Raw genomic sequence first — 16,407 nt, forward strand, 5'->3', positions numbered from 1 at the left:
GGGAAGATGAAGGTTCAAATCGATGAACGAGCGAACGACTTAACTCAGTCAGGGGAATGTCGGGGTATTTCAGGAACCATCAGAGAACTCACTCGCTCCAGCTTCTGGGGGGAAAGAAGTTCAATGACATCGAGAAGAACGATCAGTTGCTCACCGACACGTGCGAAGCCGGAAATATAACTGGAGCCTTGTCCTGTGACCGTATCTGGCGCCATATGCACAGCATCGTGAGCGATCCGTATGACTTGGGTTACCGTGTCGACGGTACAACCGATGACTCGTTTACCGACGTTCACCACCATGGTGCGCGTATCAGCATCCGCCGGTTTGGGTGCCAGACCAAACAATTTGCGTAGATTGATCACGGGAATGATCGAACCGCGGAGATTTGCAACGCCCTCAACATAGTCGGGAACTTGCGGCGTTCTGGTGACGTGACCGAGTATCACAATCTCCTGGATCTGACCGATCGGAAAAGCATACGTTTGATCCTCAATCCGGAACGCTACAAACTGAGAAACGTCCCGCGTGATATTGTCGGAAACGACGTTTGTGGTCTTCAAGATAGGGGGTACCAATGACAAAACCAAATCTCAGAAATCGTTCTAGGAAGCGTCCTTCCCTAAGGATAGTCGAATCCGCGGAAGACTCAAGAAAACAGCAGCATAATCAAGCGTAATCGGCCAAATGGGACGATGTCTTCCAAACGGCAGCGGAATAAGAAAAGGACGATCGCTGCACGCTCCTCTTCGGAAAAGCCCCTTATCTTCGCCGGATGGCATCCACCAATTGCAGCGACTGTGATTCGAAATCTCAGAGGTAAGGACAGGCTTTACGCCGTTTCCAATCATCAGTCCGCTCTTTCCGCACTCGGAATGAAGATGGCTTGGTTGGCGATCCCAACAGAACAATTCCAAGCTACGATCGCCACGCAAAAAGCTCAGCGGTCGATCGACCATTCACAGGAAATCGCAGCTTTAGGATCCCAAGCCTACGGTTTCATACTCCTGAATCCAATTCTGCCGTAAACGCATGCGACGAATGCAAGAGAACTATGGGAGGCGAGTACAACGGAAACAAGGTGCCGACGCGCAGTAAAGCTCGTTACGACAGCTAAGAAGCCTTGGAAGACACGATGTGAATGGTTCCCTATCGTCCTGCTGCGAAATCGATCACAACGACTGATCGGTGAACAGCGCTTTGAACATTCGCACAGATTCTTGACTCAATCTTGGGTTTCTAAGGCTCATCGTTCCAGATTGGTCTGACGATTGCATCAAGTCAGTCCTGACAGGCTTATTGCTATCACGCCATACAATGCTTACACGATGAGGGAATCATGAAGATGCAGTTTTTGTCTAAGTACATTGGGGCTCTCTTGATCGGGGGTGCATCACTCACAAGCGTGACCGAGGCGTTCGAAATCGGACGAGGTCGGCTGTTCAACCGCAATGCTCGTATTGCAGGAAATGTGGCTGGAGTTCGTACGCTGTCCAATGCAAGCGTTAGGACCTACTACCCAAGTAACTCCTACAGCTCGCACGTTTACGCGCAGCCTAACTCGACGGGATACATCTCTCCCAACGGATACGCCTACCCTTCTCAAACTGTTCAATCTTACCGCATACCTTTGCAATCCTCGGACTATACCGTTGCTGGTTCGAACGTTTATCAAACAGGTCCTTCTTATGGCGGTCAACAGATATCGGGAAGCCAAGTGGTGACGGCCTCGTCATCAGGATGTGGCTGCGGTTCCGTGGTGCAAGCTTCGGAAATATCCTCCCCGCAATATCTTCAGCCGAATTCGCAAACGGATACTCGCTCCGACGTAAACGGAAGACCCAACACTTCAGGTAGTGCAGTGCCGCTCAATACCGATGCGAATGGGTCGGGTAGAGCAACTGTTCCACCACTACCCACCAACCCTGCACAAACGCAGCCACCAGCCTCCATAAACGGAAATGGCAGCTTCGACGGAAACACCCCTCTCGGTCGCACATCGGGCGATGCCCAAATCAATAGCACGCCAATAGGCGGCTCAACCGAAGCAGCGACGTCAACATCCGGGGCAGTTGGTGACGTACTCAAAGCGGATGGATCTTCTGGTGCAAAAGTTGGAGACGAGTAATCCATCCGTAATCACGGCTAGCTTCTTATTTTCAAATGAAAAGGATGAATCATGAAAAAATTTTTAACCGTTCCGATGATTCTCGTTGTTTCGTCGGCTGCGATGGCTCAAGAGAAAGAATTGACACCTAGCAAACCATCCAACACGATCCAGGCTCCGCGAAACGAGGAAACACAACGCACCATCTTGATGCCGACGAGCAAGCTCATCGGCGCGACGCTGAAAGACAAAAACGGCGATGACTGTGGGACCGTTTCCTCGTTTGTTTTCAACAAGCAAGGCGAAGCGATGTTCGTGATCGTCGGTAAGGGCGGAGTACTAGGGATTGGTGAAGAAGAGGTCGCTGTTCCGTGGGCCGCGTTCAGCTGCGAATGCAAGATGAAGGGGGATGAAATGACATGTCATCCCAAGGTCGCAGTGGTTGGTAAAGAACTCGTGACCGCCAAGCGTTTGCGAGCACGCCAGTACACGGAGTTAACCGATGCTCAATGGGTCGCAGAAAATGCAAAATTCTATAACGTTCCGGCTTCTGTTGTGCCGGTTCAGGATGGCGTTTGCACTTCGCATTTCATCAATGCGACGGTGAAATCGAGCGACAATCTGGATGCAGGGGTTCTCGATGAGTTTATGATCGAGCAACGAACTGGTAAAGTACCTGCGGTCGTCATTGGAACCGGCGGTGTCGCGGGTGTCGGTAAGAACTTCGTTGCTCTGCCATTCGCGAAGCTTTCGTTTGCCATCGACAAAGAGAAAGCTACGGTTCGTGCCAACATGACGAAATCCGCGATCGAGGGTGCTCAGAAGGTCACAGCGGACGAATATCCCGAACTGCGGTTGTCCAGCGTGATCAACAAATTGAACACCGAACTTAAAGATCGCTAGGCCTGTACTCTTACCGCACCTTGATTCAAGGTTGTACGAGCCTTTCGAGAGACTTAACACGGCACCTGAGAAGCTTGCTCATTTCTAGCACAATGAGCATCCTTCGAAGGTGCCGTTTCTCGTGAGCTTGTCCTACCGTAATGGTGAATGCCAAAGTATCGCCCATACCATCCACGAGAAAATGGATTTTTGTTGAATACCCTCTGCGAGAACGGCCTAGTGCATGATCAGTTGGCTCGCCGGGCTCCCTGTTTTTCCACCACCATAATCACATCGATCGACTCGGACGACACATCCACCGACGCATCACAGTTCACTATCGGTTGCACCACCATCAATGCGAACAAAACGAATCTTATTCAGAACAGCGTGAAGCGTTCCATCGCCGTTCCATCTATCGTAAAGGTCGTAGATGGTTCCCCTCTTTCCAATTTCTTCGGGGAGATCACGCCAAGGTGATCCGGTGCGCAGAATCCAAAGAATAGCATCAAACGCCTTCCGCCAATCCGTTGGAGGCTTACCTGGCGATTTCGGAGACGGAAACAGTTCCTCGATGCGTTCCCATTGCAAATCGGTTCATCTGTGACGCTCCATCGTATCCTCCTCGATCGGTGTTCCTCCGATTATCGCAACTCCGTAAAGGTACGATAACACCCGTTTTCAATCTGAGCCTAGTGTTGGATCACGCCTTTGCAGACGTTTCCGATTCGGAAGGAGATATCGTGATTAATGGGCAACCGGCGGCTGCTGGGATCGGATTTAGCGTCTTTCATGAGTCCGGAAGAATAGAAAGTGTACGGACTGCACATGCAGAGATTGAGTGGCGAAAGGGGCGTTTTGACATCACTCCAAAGCTCGGCCTTAATGCCCTAGGTTTTATTCTGATCATGCCAGAGCAATTTAATCCTTAATCGCTTTGACGATTGTTGACTCAAGATCGGTCCTTTTAGGCGAGACTCGAATAAGGAAATCTGAGAACAAGGAGAGATTCTGGTTGGGAACTTTTTTCCGCAGGATCGACGGGTAGAATAGTTCGATGGAAAGTGGTTAAGAAGTTGACGCGGGGGATGCTAATGAAAAAGTATGCAAAGTGGAAGCATCGATGAATCAGTCAGATAGTCCGCGACGAGCAATTCTGCTTCTGTTGGTGACGCTCCTCCCGCTCCTTTTTGCAATGCGGTGGGTCGCGACCAAATTCCCGACATCGGTACTGGATGCATGGACCTACGCGGGCCATGTTGAACCTGGGAAACTAGCTTATTTCATCGAAACCTACGACTCTTGGCGTCGGTATAGTTACATCCGAGTCTTCTCAATCGACTTGGAAAAAGAGTCCATGGAGGAGATCGTGTGCCCCTCCAATGTCGTACCGATGTGGCACGACGCGGTTGGTATCGATATTCATGGGAATGTGATTTGCCGAACTCGATCGGATCGTGGCTACGAATACTATTGCTGTAACCCGAGATCTGGCGAGGCACGCCTGATCAGCTCGACAGACTTTACCGACACAGTCTTGATAGGACAGCGATTCTTGTCACGAGCGAATGAGATGTACGCGTTTGCTTGGCATGACCTTGACGAACCGGGTAGTCCTCCACATCAAAAACAACAGGACAATCCCATCGGGAACCATCTTGTCCCCATACCGAAGTCGAACAGTTTCTATTGGATCGATAACGAAGTTCCACAACCCTCCCAACCAGTCGAAGAAGACGAAACCATTGCAGAGACGACAGAGGTCTCTGATTCAGTACTATTGGAAATGCTCGAATCGGAGGATATAGGTCCCCCGACACAGTATCCCGACGAAACGCTCGTACTCATGGGCATGACTCCGGAAGGACCTTACGAAATTGCTCGCTGGCCAGTCATCGGTGGGAGTGGCAATGCGACCTGCTATGTTGGCGATGGGTGCATCGGTTGCTTCAGTTTGGATGGCCGATTCATCAACATCCACGACGCCCTCACAGGCCGTATTCGGCTGCAAATCAACGTCCCCCAAACAGCGATCAATTCGGGATGGCGAAATTTGAAATGGCGTACGTATGGATCCTTTATAACGCTGGACGATGGTGCCGGGGGATACATTTCGATCAACAGCGACACCGGTGCATCGTACGACACAAGCAATTCTTTCTACGGACTGGTTATGGGTGTCCATGATGAAGAGTACTGGACATTGTTGCTCAAAACTCCACCCGATTCGTGGCCTGGATTTCTGGAAGGTCGAAGTAGTCAAAGCGGTCAAGTGTTACACTCTTGGAAAGTACCAGACCACCTCATAGCATTCGGATGGACACCTATGGGTAACATCCAACATACGCCTGATGGACATGAGATCATTTTCATCACCCAAGATGGCCGAGTACTTTATGTGAACAAGAGCTCGGGCAAGATTTCGCGAGTTATATGGCCTCGCTTTTGGATCCCAATCATTGCCGCAGTCGTGGGGATGTTTGCAGTGGCTTGGGCAGTATGTTGGATAAGATTCTCAGCCCGGATAGGCATTCCCTACTGGCTTGATCTCGCGGTTATTCTGACGATCTCTTATCTATTTCTGTGGTGGCGGATCACACTGGCCGGCTGCCACGAAGATTACGATCGGATCGCATGGAAGTGCGCGACGGCATTGCATATTGCATCTGGCACTCTTGTCGTGCATCAAACTCTGTACACGAAACACAGTGCCTTTTTCAAAGTACTACCTTCGTTCATTTTCGTAGCTGTCTCGTTTTTGGCAATCCGACTCCAGGCCGAACAGGGATGGATGGTGAACGCAATCACGACCTACACCATCCTTGTTTCACTGGTTGTTTTAGTAGGTTCTATTCTAACGCATCGGATTTGCCCCCCTTTTTCGCCCGCCAAGTCACAATTTCCGCGGAAAGAGAGTGATTTCAAGTTCTCGCTGAGGCACCTTTTTTTCATCACCTTTCTTTGTGCAGCAATCACGGAATCGCTACGACTGATCGAATGGAGGTGGGCGCTTGAAATTGTTTGGCGAAATGGATTCGCGTTTGGATTGGTTGGCGGCATCGCGTTGCTCATGCACTGCGCGGTCCTATGTCGTGGATTGATTTGGCTAAAATCAACGGTAGCAATTGCCCTCATTGCCTCGGTTGCAATTTCTTGGTGTTACAGACAAATGTGGTGGGACTTTGCCATTTTCGAGTCGGTCGCCAAATGGTCGGAGTTCACTGCTCTTTTGGGTTTTGCAACGATCCTTGTCGCATCCCCCATCAGGTTGCGACAAAGTCTTCAATGGACTCTTGAAGGCAATCAGAACGGCTCGTAGCTGCATCGATCACCATGTGGCAAACGCCCCACTCGAAATGGCTTCTGCTGTCGAAGGCGATTGGTGTGTCTTCATACGAATGGATTGTTGATGTGATCTCGCCTGAGATGTTTGCAATCAGCTAACTCCTTCGTTACGCTTTGTTCAGAACTGAAGATAGCCCAAACAACGCGATGGACCTGGGGCACCGGTGTTCCATATTGGCATTGGATGGTCGCTTGTGACGACCGCGGTTAACGCGACCATTTTCACGGCGACAGTCAACTTTAACACTGATATAGATATGACCTCGCTCGTTCATGGTTTCACGGTAATGGAGAACTGCTGCTCGCATGCCGAGTGCGACGACATAGCTGCCCGTCTCAAGACAGTTACCGGTGCGGGTACTCGCTGTCTACTGGACATCGATTGGTGCCAAACTCTTGCCATGACCCTGAGGGAACGATTGGCGGTAACCATTCCTGACATACGCGATTTGGCTGCCGTCCAATGTACGTTTTTCAACAAATCGGCTATGAACAATTGGTTTGTCTCGCACCACCAAGACCGAAGCATTCCCGTTGCATCATCCGAATCAATAAAAGGTTTGCCAGGTTGGTCGCGTAAGGAAGGCCAAACCTATGTTCACGGTCCTGACGACTTGCTGGCGAATATGATCGCCATTCGTTTTCACGTTGACGATTCGACCTCAGACAATGGTCCACTCAGAGTCATTTCCGACTCGCACGGCGCAGGAACACTCATGCCCGAACAGATCGACAACCTCCGCCTCACATCACAAGACACAGAACTAACGGTGCGAAAGGGCGGTGTTATAGCCATGCGTCCTCTCTTGCTTCACGCTTCCTCAAGATCCCGTATTACAGCGAATCGTCGCGTTCTTCATTTCCTATTTGGGCCAAACGAACTCCCCGACGGGCTCAAATGGAGACGTTGCGTGTAATCGAGTCAGGACCCCCAACTGCCGCCCCCTTCCTGTCCAGCATGTCCATGCTCCTCAAAGTCGCCATGTGGTAAACTGACTTTCTCAAATGTCCTAGCGCGCGTAGGGGGCTTGAAACATATAATCCAACACGGACGCAGGGCGTTCTCCAAGTATTGCGCCCCCGCAACATATCGACGGTTGCCTGACGAACGATTCACTTGATTCCGCTGCCTCAAGGGCGGCATACAGCCGTTTTGAAAGAACTCATAGTGGACGAAAACGCATTCAATAAGCTTCCCGACAGGGTGAAAGCGCAGGTTCGCCGTTCCTTGCGAATGAAATCGACGCGATCCGAGATGGATACGCTTCCCATTGGCGCTAGTCGCATAGGAGGCGTTCCTGATGTTCCCCCCGATTTTAGTTGGCCCCGCTACAAAGGCTCGCCGCTCTCTTATATTGCTCAACTTCAATTGGAAGAAGTCCCTTTCGGGATGATTGATCTTCCACTTCCTCCCAGGGGAAGTTTACTATTCTTCTACGATAGCGAACAACGCACTTGGGGATTTGATCCACAAGATCGGGGCAGTGCCTTGGTTTTCTTCACCGAATTACCGCCTGACAAACTGATTCGAACTAAGGCACCGACGGATACCCCGGAAATGGGGCTGTTTGATTGCTGCCGTATTGAGTTTGAACCTTCCATGAATCTTCCAGATGCTTGGTCGATTCACTACCAACCCGAGTTGTCCGATTCAGAGCGAGATAAGCTCTTTGAGTACTTCGCAGCGTATCATTCAAAATCAATTGGGCCAAATCATCGCATCGGTGGTCACGCGGACTGCGTACAGACTCCGATGGAACTCGAGTGTCAGCTAGTCACTCACGGCCTATATTGTGGTAACTCGACTGGGTATGAAGAGCCTCGTCGGGCATCGCTGGAGGAAACCGCGAAAGATTGGAAACTTCTGCTTCAGATTGATTCGGACGACGCGGCCTCCATGATGTGGGGAGACGTCGGCACAATCTACTTCTGGATTCTCGAGGGTGATCTGCGGGACAGTAAGTTCGAGCACGCTTGGCTGATCCTTCAATGCGGATGAAAGCCAACCGAAGACTCGAAGCGAATCTACTTTCTTTTCGTCCGAAATGGACGCCGTGTTGTTGGAGTCTAGATCAGAATGGTGCCATCCATTTCACTTCCGCATCAACCGATGTGCAATTTTTCAAACCATGGGATCTTCGAGGATGAAAAGCCGGGTCAACAATTCGCTTAACTTCACAAAGACCACGGCGGTGGGCGGATTACTATTCCTGCTTCCTCTTGCCGTCGTGGCGGTGTTGCTGGCTTATACCTACCAAGTCGTCGTCACCGTTCACAAATACCTCGAACCGTGGAATCCATTTGATTCGGTTGTCGGATTTGCGGTGCTTTATAGCCTCGCAATTCTATTTCTACTCGTCGCATGCTTTGTTGCCGGATTGCTGGCCCGTCGAGCGATCGGAGCTCGTTTCTCGGAGAAGATCGAGAAACAACTGATGAAGGTTTTTCCCAAATACGGGATTTTCAAGGATCTCTTAGCGGACAAGATTGGTGGCAATGAAAACGTGCCATCGCTGCGTCCCGTGATGGTCCGAAGGGACGGTGGTCGTGTCCTCGCATTTCAAGCGGACTGCTTGGCGAATGGATGGATCGTTGTGTACTTCCCGGGCTCGCCCGACGCATGGTCGGGCTCTATTGCACTAATTGCACCCGATGATGTGCAATCGCTTGACGTATCCTTTGACGACTTCCTGGGTATATTCGAACGGCTTGGCAGAGATTCCCGCTCGTGCTTGAGCGCCACCAACATCGACGAACCAAACAGCGACAGGAAACCCAATACGATCGGGTGATCCATCGGCCACGGTTCACTGCGATCGAACAATGGACAATGAAACACTTTGCTAAAACTACATTCACAACCGATGGCAACGATATCTCGCACCGCAACAATGGAGGCGTTCCGTCTCGCAACGACCACCCCATTTGAGTCGCGATAAGGAAGCGAAACGCAACCTCTAATCCGTATGTACCGCCAGCGGACCAGTGGAGTGCTCCCCAAAAGTTGATCCAGGCGTTATGAAATTCTATCGCCGCAAACGGCAGGAGGACTTTGATGCGAGAAAGCGAAATCGGCATTCGGCCGACCAGATTGTGAAGAAGCTACTAGAGGCCGATGATGGGCGAGGGGAGAGAGCTCGAAATTCGCTGAGCATGCGAAAAAACCGGTGTTTTGCGACTCGGCTAAACACCGGCTTGATCGAATAACCTACTGCGGTCCGATCCCCAGCGTATCAGAGAAGTTGAGCAACGAAACTCTCCCTAAACCGCGAGCGAGATCGCCACTTCCCCCTACTCATTGCACAAAAAACTTACAAAATTGTCTTTCTCGTACCTCTTTGTTCGCAGAGCTTGCTCGGTTTGTCAAATCGACGACACCCACACTGCTGTTGATCTTTCAGAACGTCGTGATTTCCAGGTCTCCGTCTTTCATCCCTTGGCATCACGCGATACCAAATGGGAATTGTTCGTGGGATCAACATGCTTTGCGAGCCAAACTTACAGCAGTTTACACGCCTCGAACGGTTTCGGATGGTGGCAGAAACTTATCGGTCGTCAGGTGATATTGCGGCTCTTCGGAGAATGAAACCGTGATCAAGTCTTTGGCTTTGCGAATCATCTGTCGACATTCCTCACTGAGATGCGTCAGGTGTACTGTCTTTCCAAGTTGCTGGTACTTCTTCGCCACGACCTGGATCGCTTCCATCGCCGAGTGGTCATAGACTCGCGTAAAGTAGAAGTCGATGACAACCGTGTCTGGATCTTTCCGGGCATCGAATAACTCCTTGAATTGTGTCGTCGAGGCGAAGAACAACGGTCCGTGAAGCTGATAGACCTTGGCACCATGTTCGTTGCACTTGATATCCGCGTTCACGTTCTTGGCATGCTTGAACGTAAAAGCCAACGATGAAACGATGACCCCGAGGATGACAGCGGAAGCAAGGTCGTGCATGATGGCCGTGTACAGCGTGACGATGACCATCACCAGGAAGTCGATAAAGGGAACCTTTCGATAGAGCTTCAGCGAGGCCCATTCGAATGTTCCGATCATCACCATGAACATCACTCCGACGAGTGCTGCCATAGGAATCATCTCAATCCACTGCGAGAAGAACATCACAAAGGCCAGTAAGCAGCAAGCCGCGAATGCACCCGATGTTCTGCCGCGTCCGCCTGACTCTACATTGATTAGCGATTGGCCAATCATGGCACAACCGCCCATACCACCAAACAAACCGCAGACGATGTTTGCGATCCCCTGACCGAGGCATTCACGATTGCTGTTTCCTTGCGTCTCCGTAATCTCGTCAATCAGCGTCAAGGTCATTAGCGACTCGACAAGTCCAACGGCGGCAAGCACAGCGGCAAATGGGAAGATGATCCATAACGTCGCAAGGGTCATTGGCGGCAAGGCAAATGATTGAAAAAACAGTGTCGGTAGTCCGGCGCTAATGCTTGTTGACTTAGGGTCGATATTGTTCATCGCCGAAGTAACTGCAGCCGCTTGCTCCGGCATCAACGCTGCAATCTCTACCGTGTCATGCGAGCTGGTTCTCGAATGCTGCCCTTCCGATAAGACGGCCTTTGCAGCAGCGACCTTCGAGTTCGTAGCCAACATATCACCTACGGTTGTAACGACATGACTTTGATTTTCGGCAGCTAAATAGGCAGGAAGCAAGCGATTGGAGGCGATACCAATTGCGGACACAACGAGAATGGCGACTAGCGATGCGGGGACTGCTTTGGTAAGCTTCGGAAGCAGCCAAATGATCGCCATGGTGAGCGCCGCAAGTGCGACCATGATCCATAACGCAGGCCCACGCATAAATTGCAGGGAACCAATCGAGCTCACTGTCTTAAAACTCCCAAACTGTGCCATGCAGATCACAACGGCAAGCCCGTTGACAAAGCCAAGCATCACCGAATGCGGCACCATGCGAATGAGTACGCCGAGCCGAGCGAATCCGACGATCAATTGAAGCAATCCACATAGGATCACCGTCGGAAACAAGTACTCGATGCCATAGATAGCAACGAGACTCACAACGACGACAGCCATCGCACCGGTTGCGCCGGAGATCATTCCAGGCCGTCCACCGCAAAGAGCACAGATCAGGCCAATCATGATTGCAGAGTAAAGGCCTATGATCGGCGAGACTCCCGCGACAAAGGCGAATGCAATCGCCTCGGATACCAGCGCTAACGCGACAGTCAAACCCGAAAGGAGTTCATTTTTGAGGTTTTTAGGTTGGGTACGAAAGAGATCAAGCATCGAACGAAAAAACCTTCACAATCAAATGGAAACCGCTCTCGCTGGAACAATACTTCCCAGGTTCAGAGCCGTGACAGACGAACAAGACACACGAACACTCAACGCGCAACAGCATCAGCATCAGCATCAAGGCGGAGTGACAGATGATGGAACAATCTGGAGTGTGTGATTCATAAACAATAGGTTTCGCCTCAGAAATCAAGCCGCTGAAGAGACTAACCGAGGGATGGCATTTGGGCAACATCGAGATTACAGCCATATCACCTTGCCGGTGACGAGCCATCACCAAACCGGATTATAAGGTGAGTCTCGACAACTATAATTTGCCCAGAAAGTGCCCTGAGTCCTCGTTCACTGGCTTGCCGAGTCCTTGCTGTATTGCCGAGAAATACGTCCCGTTTTCCCAATTTTTTGCGGATGGTGGGAGGAATAATTTCGAAAACAGTGGAGATGCCTCGGGGCCATCGCTCTCGGTCAGTTGCCATCGTTGCTGGGAAGCAATCAAGCTGATCTCAGAAACTAGGTGCTACTCGTGGACCGTTTTAAGAAGTTCAGCGAGTAGAATCTTGTTTATCCACCGGCGCCTTCATCGCTCGCCAATTCCATTCCCGCCCTCTTGCTCTACTCGGAGAAGTCAAAGATGCCCGCCGCCGTTCGATCCGCCGCGTTTGCACTCGCCTTTGTGCTTGCGGCACTATCAAGCGTTCCAACTCGGTTGCAGGCTCAGGACAAAAGCAAGAACCCCGCGGATGGTATGCTCCGCCAAAGCAACACGAGTTCAGGTCGATTCTACAACGAGCGTGGAAGCTCGATTGGCAGAATCGAATCTCGCAATGGCTCCGCAAGAGTTTACGACGCGTCAGGACGATCGACTGGCCGCGTGGAAAGTCGAAACGGTTCGACTCGCTTCTATAGCAGCAGCGGTAGCATTGTCGAGCGATCGACAACAAGCGGCGATCTCGCAAGGTTCTATGACAAATCCGGTCGAAGTATCGGAACGAGCAGAACCTCGGGGAGCTCAACACGCTTTTACAGCTCTTCCGGGGCTTTTCAAGGACGTGCTCAGAAATCCAACAGCGGTACCACCCGCTTCTACGATGCCTCAGGCAGATCGCTCGGCACCAAACGCCCTTAGTGGCAGACTATGACTTGAAGCCAAGTCCATTGAGTCGTTCTTCGAATCCTGCATGGGTCCAACGCTTGCGGAATTCGATACAACCCTGTGGCGGTAGTTTCGATGCAGTCAGTCCGATCTTGCTAAGTATCTCTTCAAGCGAATTTCCTTGATCAGCTCGATGCAGGATGCCAAGAACGCGATAGAAGATCTTGTCGGCTGAAGAAATAAAGAGGTCGCTCTTTTTATCAAACAAGTACGCACGTGATTCAGCTTCGCCATCGTCCCCCCCCGAGATAATAGCTCCTCACGCTTTAACGAAGTCAACGCATTCTCTGAAACGGGAACCCGGAATACGTTCCAGGTCAACAAGTGGAACAACTCATGTGCGAGATCGAAATTTCGTCGCCGATTTACAATTCTCGAGTTGAGTAAGATTTCTGATCGAAATCGTTCGAACAAAGAACAAGCTGCTGTACCAGAGGGTTCGAAGTCGAGGAAGAAGATCTTCACGCCGATAGCGGTCATTTACGAGGAAATCCATTCCGAATGGATTATGTCTCGTACCGAACAATAACAACCCTCCCTGTAAACTCTTCCATGCCGAGCTGATCCATCATCAGCTTCTCCACTCTCTCCATGGCCCCGCCCCCTGTACCAGCCCCAATGAGAGGAAACGCTATCGATTGGTAGCCTTGCTCGCGAGCAATGCCCATTGCGTTCCGACAAGACTCTCGAATCGAAAACTCGGACGAGCGCCACCACATGCTGATGCCAGCCACATGGATGATTCCCTTGAATGGCAACCGGCCAGCGCCGGTCAGAACCGCACCGCCCAATGGAATGGGGCCATGCTTAGCAACCTCGCGAAAGGGCTGGTATCCTGCTCGCTTCTTGATCGCACCCGAAACGCCTTGCGGCAGCAAGAGCCACCATGGAATGATATTGCGATTCCAGGCGTTGACAATCACCTCGACCTCCTGATCGAGCAAGTCACCGGTAACCGATTCGACTGCTGCCATGCGAGAGTCGCCTCTCAAGTTTGTTCTGGGAAATCAATAAACGAAACAGGAACAGTGTCTGTTAGCCAAACGCCATTGGCCGACAGGTAGAAGACATGTCCCGATTCGTGCATAGCGTCAGAGTGAATGGTCAAGATGACGGGCTTCCCTCGCCGAGCTCCGACCTTCATGGCCGTTTCGATATCCGCTGACAAATGGACATGATTGCGAGAGCGTTTGAGCAACCCTTGTTCGCGGATACTATCCAAAAATGCGAAAACCGTTCCGTGGTAAAGAACCTCGGGTGGCGCGATCGGTTCAAGATTGAGCTCCACGTTTGGGACCGAATGTCCTTGGTTGGCGCGAATCTTCAGTCCGTCTTCGCTGAGAGTAAAACGCTTCTTCTCACAGGACGCAACTACTTCATGCAATAGCGACAGCGTCCATTGCTTCCCTTGGCGATTGGCGTTCTCAATCAGCTCGTCGATCGGTAGCCACCCCTCGGGATCAAGCTTCATGCCTACAACATCGGGCTGATGCCGAAGTACGAGGCTGAGGAACTTGCTTGTGGATGTGATGCTTTTTGATGAAGAATTCATGATCGGTTTGATGCAAAGTAGCGGTTCCATATTTCATGGAGTGCCACGCCGGCTGGCATGGCTAGTCGATAATCGACGATGTGGGAAATAGTCGTCTCGCTCGGGTTGATCTCCACAGTGACATTCCCCACCGATTTAGCCATGAAGACTGGTGCCTGAATGTAGGGGAAAACGCTTGTTGTCCCGATACTAAAAACCATATCGAATCCCTTCTCAAGCTCGCTTTGAAGCTGTTCTATTCCGGGACCATCAATCAGCTCACCAAACAGGACGACGTCGGGCCGCACCAAAGCGGCACAATGGGGGCAACTGGGTGGGATATCGATCCCATCGAACTTTTCCACCGACTCCGTGTAGCTACACTTCGTACAAAATAGAGAATGCATGTTACCGTGGGCTTCGATGAAATTCTTGGAGCCAGCAGCACGGTGGAATCCATCCACGTTTTGGGTGAGTGTCCAAACCCTCGGAAAGCTTCTATCGATCTCCGCGATCAGTTCATGGGCTCGGTTATGCTTTGCACCTTGAACCGCCAGCCCGATTTGCGCCAAATACTTCCAGGTCAAAGCAGGATTCTTCGCCAGCATGGAAGCGGAAAGCGCTTCTTCAATCGCCACACCATCCTCGGTGGTATCTGCATTGTAGAGCCCACCAATACCTCGGTAGGTGGGTATCCCCGACTCAGCAGAAATACCCGCGCCCGTGATGAATAAGAGACTCTGTGACTTTTGCAGGGCACGAACGATTTTCTCGATCGCAGCACTCTGTCCTGGGGTAACCATCCAATCAAACCTTTCGCTCATAGCAAGCTCGTCGTAACTCTGGGATCGAGCATAGCCTTCTTACGATCGCCACCACAGGATCGCTTTGTCTTCAGAGTATAACCGCATATGGAAGCGAAAAAGACCTTCTTCGCTTCGGACTAACCTTCGCGTTGTTCCTCGATTGCTTCCCCGGGTGGAGGCATCAATGGCTAGAATTCGCCAACAACTTCACCGCCGTTGCAACTGTGCAAAGCTCGGTGGGTTGCAGTATCAATACCATTCGCCAAAAAGTGCACCGAACCATCGGCTAGACCAACATTGGCACCGCCGGTGTGGTAGCTTCTCGGACCAAAGAAACCTGTATGGTGGATAACTAGGTCCGGCGTGCGACTGTTCGGTGTGTAGTAACCATTCGTCAAGGAATTGATCGAGCCATTGAATGCCCAAGAGATTCCACGTCCCCGAATCGCCGTGCTGTTGCCACCTCGCCAACCGCCAAAGCTTGACCAAATCGCGTCGGTTTGCGGGTTGGAAATATTGCCGCTCGCATCGACGAATGCACTCCACGGGCTACCCGTGGCCTTTAAGCCGCGACTCGACTGAAGTGCCGAGCTCACTCCGTTCGAACCATTGAGCGTGTATTGGTAGGGAAACCTAGGTAATATGCCAGCAGGAAGCGTCATATCATTTCCAACGCTACGGGCAGTTTCGCTGAGGATCGCTGTGTTGGAAGCTCCGTCCGTAATATCGCGAAAAGCTCGCGATGTATTTTGGCATACGATTCCATCCGTTACCCAGCGCCAGTCGTAGTTGGTTCCAGTTCCGCTTCCATTGCTAAACATATAGTTCAACCCACCATAGGCAACCGTTGAACCGTTTACTTGCATCGTCGTTGTCGAGGGGGCGGGATCGCTAGGGCAAAGAAAGATGGGAACCGGTGTTGCGAACGCTTGAGCGAAGAGGGGATTGGGAACCTTCGCGTTAAAAGGTCCAGAGAAGGCGGGCTTCGAGTAGTCGAGCAAATTGCTCAAGTTTCCCTGCTCGATGAAGGCAAGGATGCGAGCCTGGACCGAGAAGTCGACATCCACGGTCCCCGTCATCGGAAACTTGCGATACGCAGATTCGTAGTTCATGGTGGCCAGCGCGATTTGTTTGATACTGTTGCTGCACTGCATGCGACGGGCCGCCTCGCGGGCAGCCTGCACGGCAGGAAGAAGCAGACCTACCAGAATACCGATGATCGCGATTACGACCAGCAATTCCACGAGAGTAAATGCAGTTCGGAGTGTAGGGTTAGGACTATGTTGAATGCGTTTCATTTCA

The 16,407-nt window shown here is 51.3% G+C and carries 17 protein-coding genes and 1 pseudogene; 9 read left to right on the top strand and 9 right to left on the bottom strand.

Annotation, left to right across the window (positions count from 1 at the left end; all coding sequences use genetic code 11):
• Positions 1 to 44: 44 nt before the first annotated feature.
• Positions 45 to 563, bottom strand: a complete 519-nt coding sequence (locus VN12_RS23845) for a chemotaxis protein CheW (RefSeq protein ID WP_205855136.1) — start codon at positions 561 to 563, stop codon at positions 45 to 47.
• A 237-nt stretch (positions 564 to 800) separates the two neighbouring features.
• Between VN12_RS23845 and VN12_RS23850 the strand changes: the two genes are divergently transcribed.
• The 3 genes from VN12_RS23850 to VN12_RS23860 all read left to right on the top strand — a co-directional run bounded on the left by VN12_RS23850 (position 801) and on the right by VN12_RS23860 (position 3,010).
• A complete protein-coding gene (locus VN12_RS23850) occupies positions 801 to 1,028 on the top strand; it encodes an XRE family transcriptional regulator (RefSeq protein ID WP_146679325.1) in 228 nt (75 codons plus the stop codon).
• Positions 1,029 to 1,339: 311 nt separating this feature from the next.
• Complete coding sequence (locus VN12_RS23855; protein ID WP_146679327.1) at positions 1,340 to 2,128, top strand: hypothetical protein; 789 nt, start codon at positions 1,340 to 1,342, stop codon at positions 2,126 to 2,128.
• A gap of 51 nt (positions 2,129 to 2,179) precedes the next feature.
• Positions 2,180 to 3,010 carry a PRC-barrel domain-containing protein gene (locus VN12_RS23860; protein WP_146679329.1) on the top strand — a complete coding sequence of 277 codons (831 nt, stop codon included), beginning with the start codon at positions 2,180 to 2,182 and terminating at the stop codon, positions 3,008 to 3,010.
• Positions 3,011 to 3,316: 306 nt separating this feature from the next.
• On the opposite strand, the gene VN12_RS26935 is transcribed toward VN12_RS23860, so the two are convergent.
• Positions 3,317 to 3,580, bottom strand: a complete 264-nt coding sequence (locus tag VN12_RS26935; protein ID WP_146679332.1) for a transposase — start codon at positions 3,578 to 3,580, stop codon at positions 3,317 to 3,319.
• 532 nt (positions 3,581 to 4,112) lie between these two features.
• On the opposite strand from VN12_RS26935, the gene VN12_RS23870 reads away from it, so the two are divergent.
• From VN12_RS23870 to VN12_RS23890, 5 genes are all read left to right on the top strand, one after another.
• Positions 4,113 to 6,308, top strand: coding sequence for a hypothetical protein (locus VN12_RS23870; protein WP_146679334.1), 2,196 nt, complete (start codon positions 4,113 to 4,115; stop codon positions 6,306 to 6,308).
• 220 nt (positions 6,309 to 6,528) lie between these two features.
• Positions 6,529 to 7,251, top strand: a complete 723-nt coding sequence (locus tag VN12_RS23875; RefSeq protein ID WP_205855137.1) for a phytanoyl-CoA dioxygenase family protein — start codon at positions 6,529 to 6,531, stop codon at positions 7,249 to 7,251.
• Positions 7,252 to 7,589: 338 nt separating this feature from the next.
• Positions 7,590 to 8,333 carry a YwqG family protein gene (locus VN12_RS23880; protein WP_240491457.1) on the top strand — a complete coding sequence of 248 codons (744 nt, stop codon included), beginning with the start codon at positions 7,590 to 7,592 and terminating at the stop codon, positions 8,331 to 8,333.
• A gap of 145 nt (positions 8,334 to 8,478) precedes the next feature.
• The gene (locus VN12_RS23885) at positions 8,479 to 9,126 is read left to right on the top strand and encodes a hypothetical protein (RefSeq protein WP_146679341.1); all 648 of its coding nucleotides are present in this window, start codon (positions 8,479 to 8,481) and stop codon (positions 9,124 to 9,126) included.
• A gap of 226 nt (positions 9,127 to 9,352) precedes the next feature.
• Complete coding sequence (locus VN12_RS23890; RefSeq protein WP_146679343.1) at positions 9,353 to 9,541, top strand: hypothetical protein; 189 nt, start codon at positions 9,353 to 9,355, stop codon at positions 9,539 to 9,541.
• 301 nt (positions 9,542 to 9,842) lie between these two features.
• On the opposite strand, the gene VN12_RS23895 is transcribed toward VN12_RS23890, so the two are convergent.
• Complete coding sequence (locus tag VN12_RS23895; protein WP_146679345.1) at positions 9,843 to 11,606, bottom strand: SulP family inorganic anion transporter; 1,764 nt, start codon at positions 11,604 to 11,606, stop codon at positions 9,843 to 9,845.
• Between the two features lie 640 nt (positions 11,607 to 12,246).
• Here VN12_RS23895 and VN12_RS23900 point away from each other — a divergent pair.
• Positions 12,247 to 12,741: a hypothetical protein gene (locus VN12_RS23900; RefSeq protein WP_146679347.1), complete on the top strand. Its 495-nt coding sequence runs from the start codon at positions 12,247 to 12,249 to the stop codon at positions 12,739 to 12,741.
• Between the two features lie 7 nt (positions 12,742 to 12,748).
• On the opposite strand, the gene VN12_RS23905 is transcribed toward VN12_RS23900, so the two are convergent.
• From VN12_RS23905 to VN12_RS23925, 6 genes and pseudogenes are all read right to left on the bottom strand, one after another.
• Positions 12,749 to 12,976 (bottom strand): hypothetical protein, encoded by a 228-nt coding sequence (locus tag VN12_RS23905; RefSeq protein WP_146679348.1) that lies wholly within the window; start codon positions 12,974 to 12,976, stop codon positions 12,749 to 12,751.
• A 122-nt stretch (positions 12,977 to 13,098) separates the two neighbouring features.
• Positions 13,099 to 13,248 (bottom strand): annotated as a pseudogene (locus VN12_RS26940) (hypothetical protein); the annotation flags it as partial.
• A 26-nt stretch (positions 13,249 to 13,274) separates the two neighbouring features.
• A complete protein-coding gene (locus VN12_RS23910) occupies positions 13,275 to 13,742 on the bottom strand; it encodes a macro domain-containing protein (RefSeq protein WP_146679351.1) in 468 nt (155 codons plus the stop codon).
• Between the two features lie 14 nt (positions 13,743 to 13,756).
• Positions 13,757 to 14,320 (bottom strand): RNA 2'-phosphotransferase, encoded by a 564-nt coding sequence (locus VN12_RS23915; protein WP_146679352.1) that lies wholly within the window; start codon positions 14,318 to 14,320, stop codon positions 13,757 to 13,759.
• The gene (locus VN12_RS23920; protein WP_205855138.1) at positions 14,317 to 15,123 is read right to left on the bottom strand and encodes an NAD-dependent protein deacylase; all 807 of its coding nucleotides are present in this window, start codon (positions 15,121 to 15,123) and stop codon (positions 14,317 to 14,319) included. The genes VN12_RS23915 and VN12_RS23920 overlap by 4 nt, the downstream gene beginning before the upstream one ends.
• Before the next feature lie 170 nt (positions 15,124 to 15,293).
• Positions 15,294 to 16,403, bottom strand: coding sequence for a DUF1559 domain-containing protein (locus VN12_RS23925; RefSeq protein WP_146679354.1), 1,110 nt, complete (start codon positions 16,401 to 16,403; stop codon positions 15,294 to 15,296).
• Between the last annotated feature and the right edge of the window lie 4 nt (positions 16,404 to 16,407).

Source organism: Pirellula sp. SH-Sr6A (assembly GCF_001610875.1).
In the GTDB taxonomy this organism is placed as follows: Bacteria; Planctomycetota; Planctomycetia; order Pirellulales; family Pirellulaceae; genus JBKCUI01.

Excerpts from the sequence above, each read along its gene's own strand:
- VN12_RS23855 (WP_146679327.1), top strand. The coding sequence starts at position 1,340 with ATGAAGATGCAGTTTTTGTCTAAGTACATTGGGGCTCTCTTGATCGGG.
- VN12_RS23860 (WP_146679329.1), top strand. The coding sequence starts at position 2,180 with ATGAAAAAATTTTTAACCGTTCCGATGATTCTCGTTGTTTCGTCGGCT.
- VN12_RS23870 (WP_146679334.1), top strand. The coding sequence starts at position 4,113 with ATGAATCAGTCAGATAGTCCGCGACGAGCAATTCTGCTTCTGTTGGTG.
- VN12_RS23880 (WP_240491457.1), top strand. The coding sequence starts at position 7,590 with ATGGATACGCTTCCCATTGGCGCTAGTCGCATAGGAGGCGTTCCTGAT.
- VN12_RS23885 (WP_146679341.1), top strand. The coding sequence starts at position 8,479 with ATGAAAAGCCGGGTCAACAATTCGCTTAACTTCACAAAGACCACGGCG.
- VN12_RS23890 (WP_146679343.1), top strand. The coding sequence starts at position 9,353 with ATGAAATTCTATCGCCGCAAACGGCAGGAGGACTTTGATGCGAGAAAG.
- VN12_RS23895 (WP_146679345.1), bottom strand. The coding sequence starts at position 11,606 with ATGCTTGATCTCTTTCGTACCCAACCTAAAAACCTCAAAAATGAACTC.
- VN12_RS23900 (WP_146679347.1), top strand. The coding sequence starts at position 12,247 with ATGCCCGCCGCCGTTCGATCCGCCGCGTTTGCACTCGCCTTTGTGCTT.
- VN12_RS23910 (WP_146679351.1), bottom strand. The coding sequence starts at position 13,742 with ATGGCAGCAGTCGAATCGGTTACCGGTGACTTGCTCGATCAGGAGGTC.
- VN12_RS23915 (WP_146679352.1), bottom strand. The coding sequence starts at position 14,320 with ATGAATTCTTCATCAAAAAGCATCACATCCACAAGCAAGTTCCTCAGC.
- VN12_RS23920 (WP_205855138.1), bottom strand. The coding sequence starts at position 15,123 with ATGAGCGAAAGGTTTGATTGGATGGTTACCCCAGGACAGAGTGCTGCG.
- VN12_RS23925 (WP_146679354.1), bottom strand. The coding sequence starts at position 16,403 with ATGAAACGCATTCAACATAGTCCTAACCCTACACTCCGAACTGCATTT.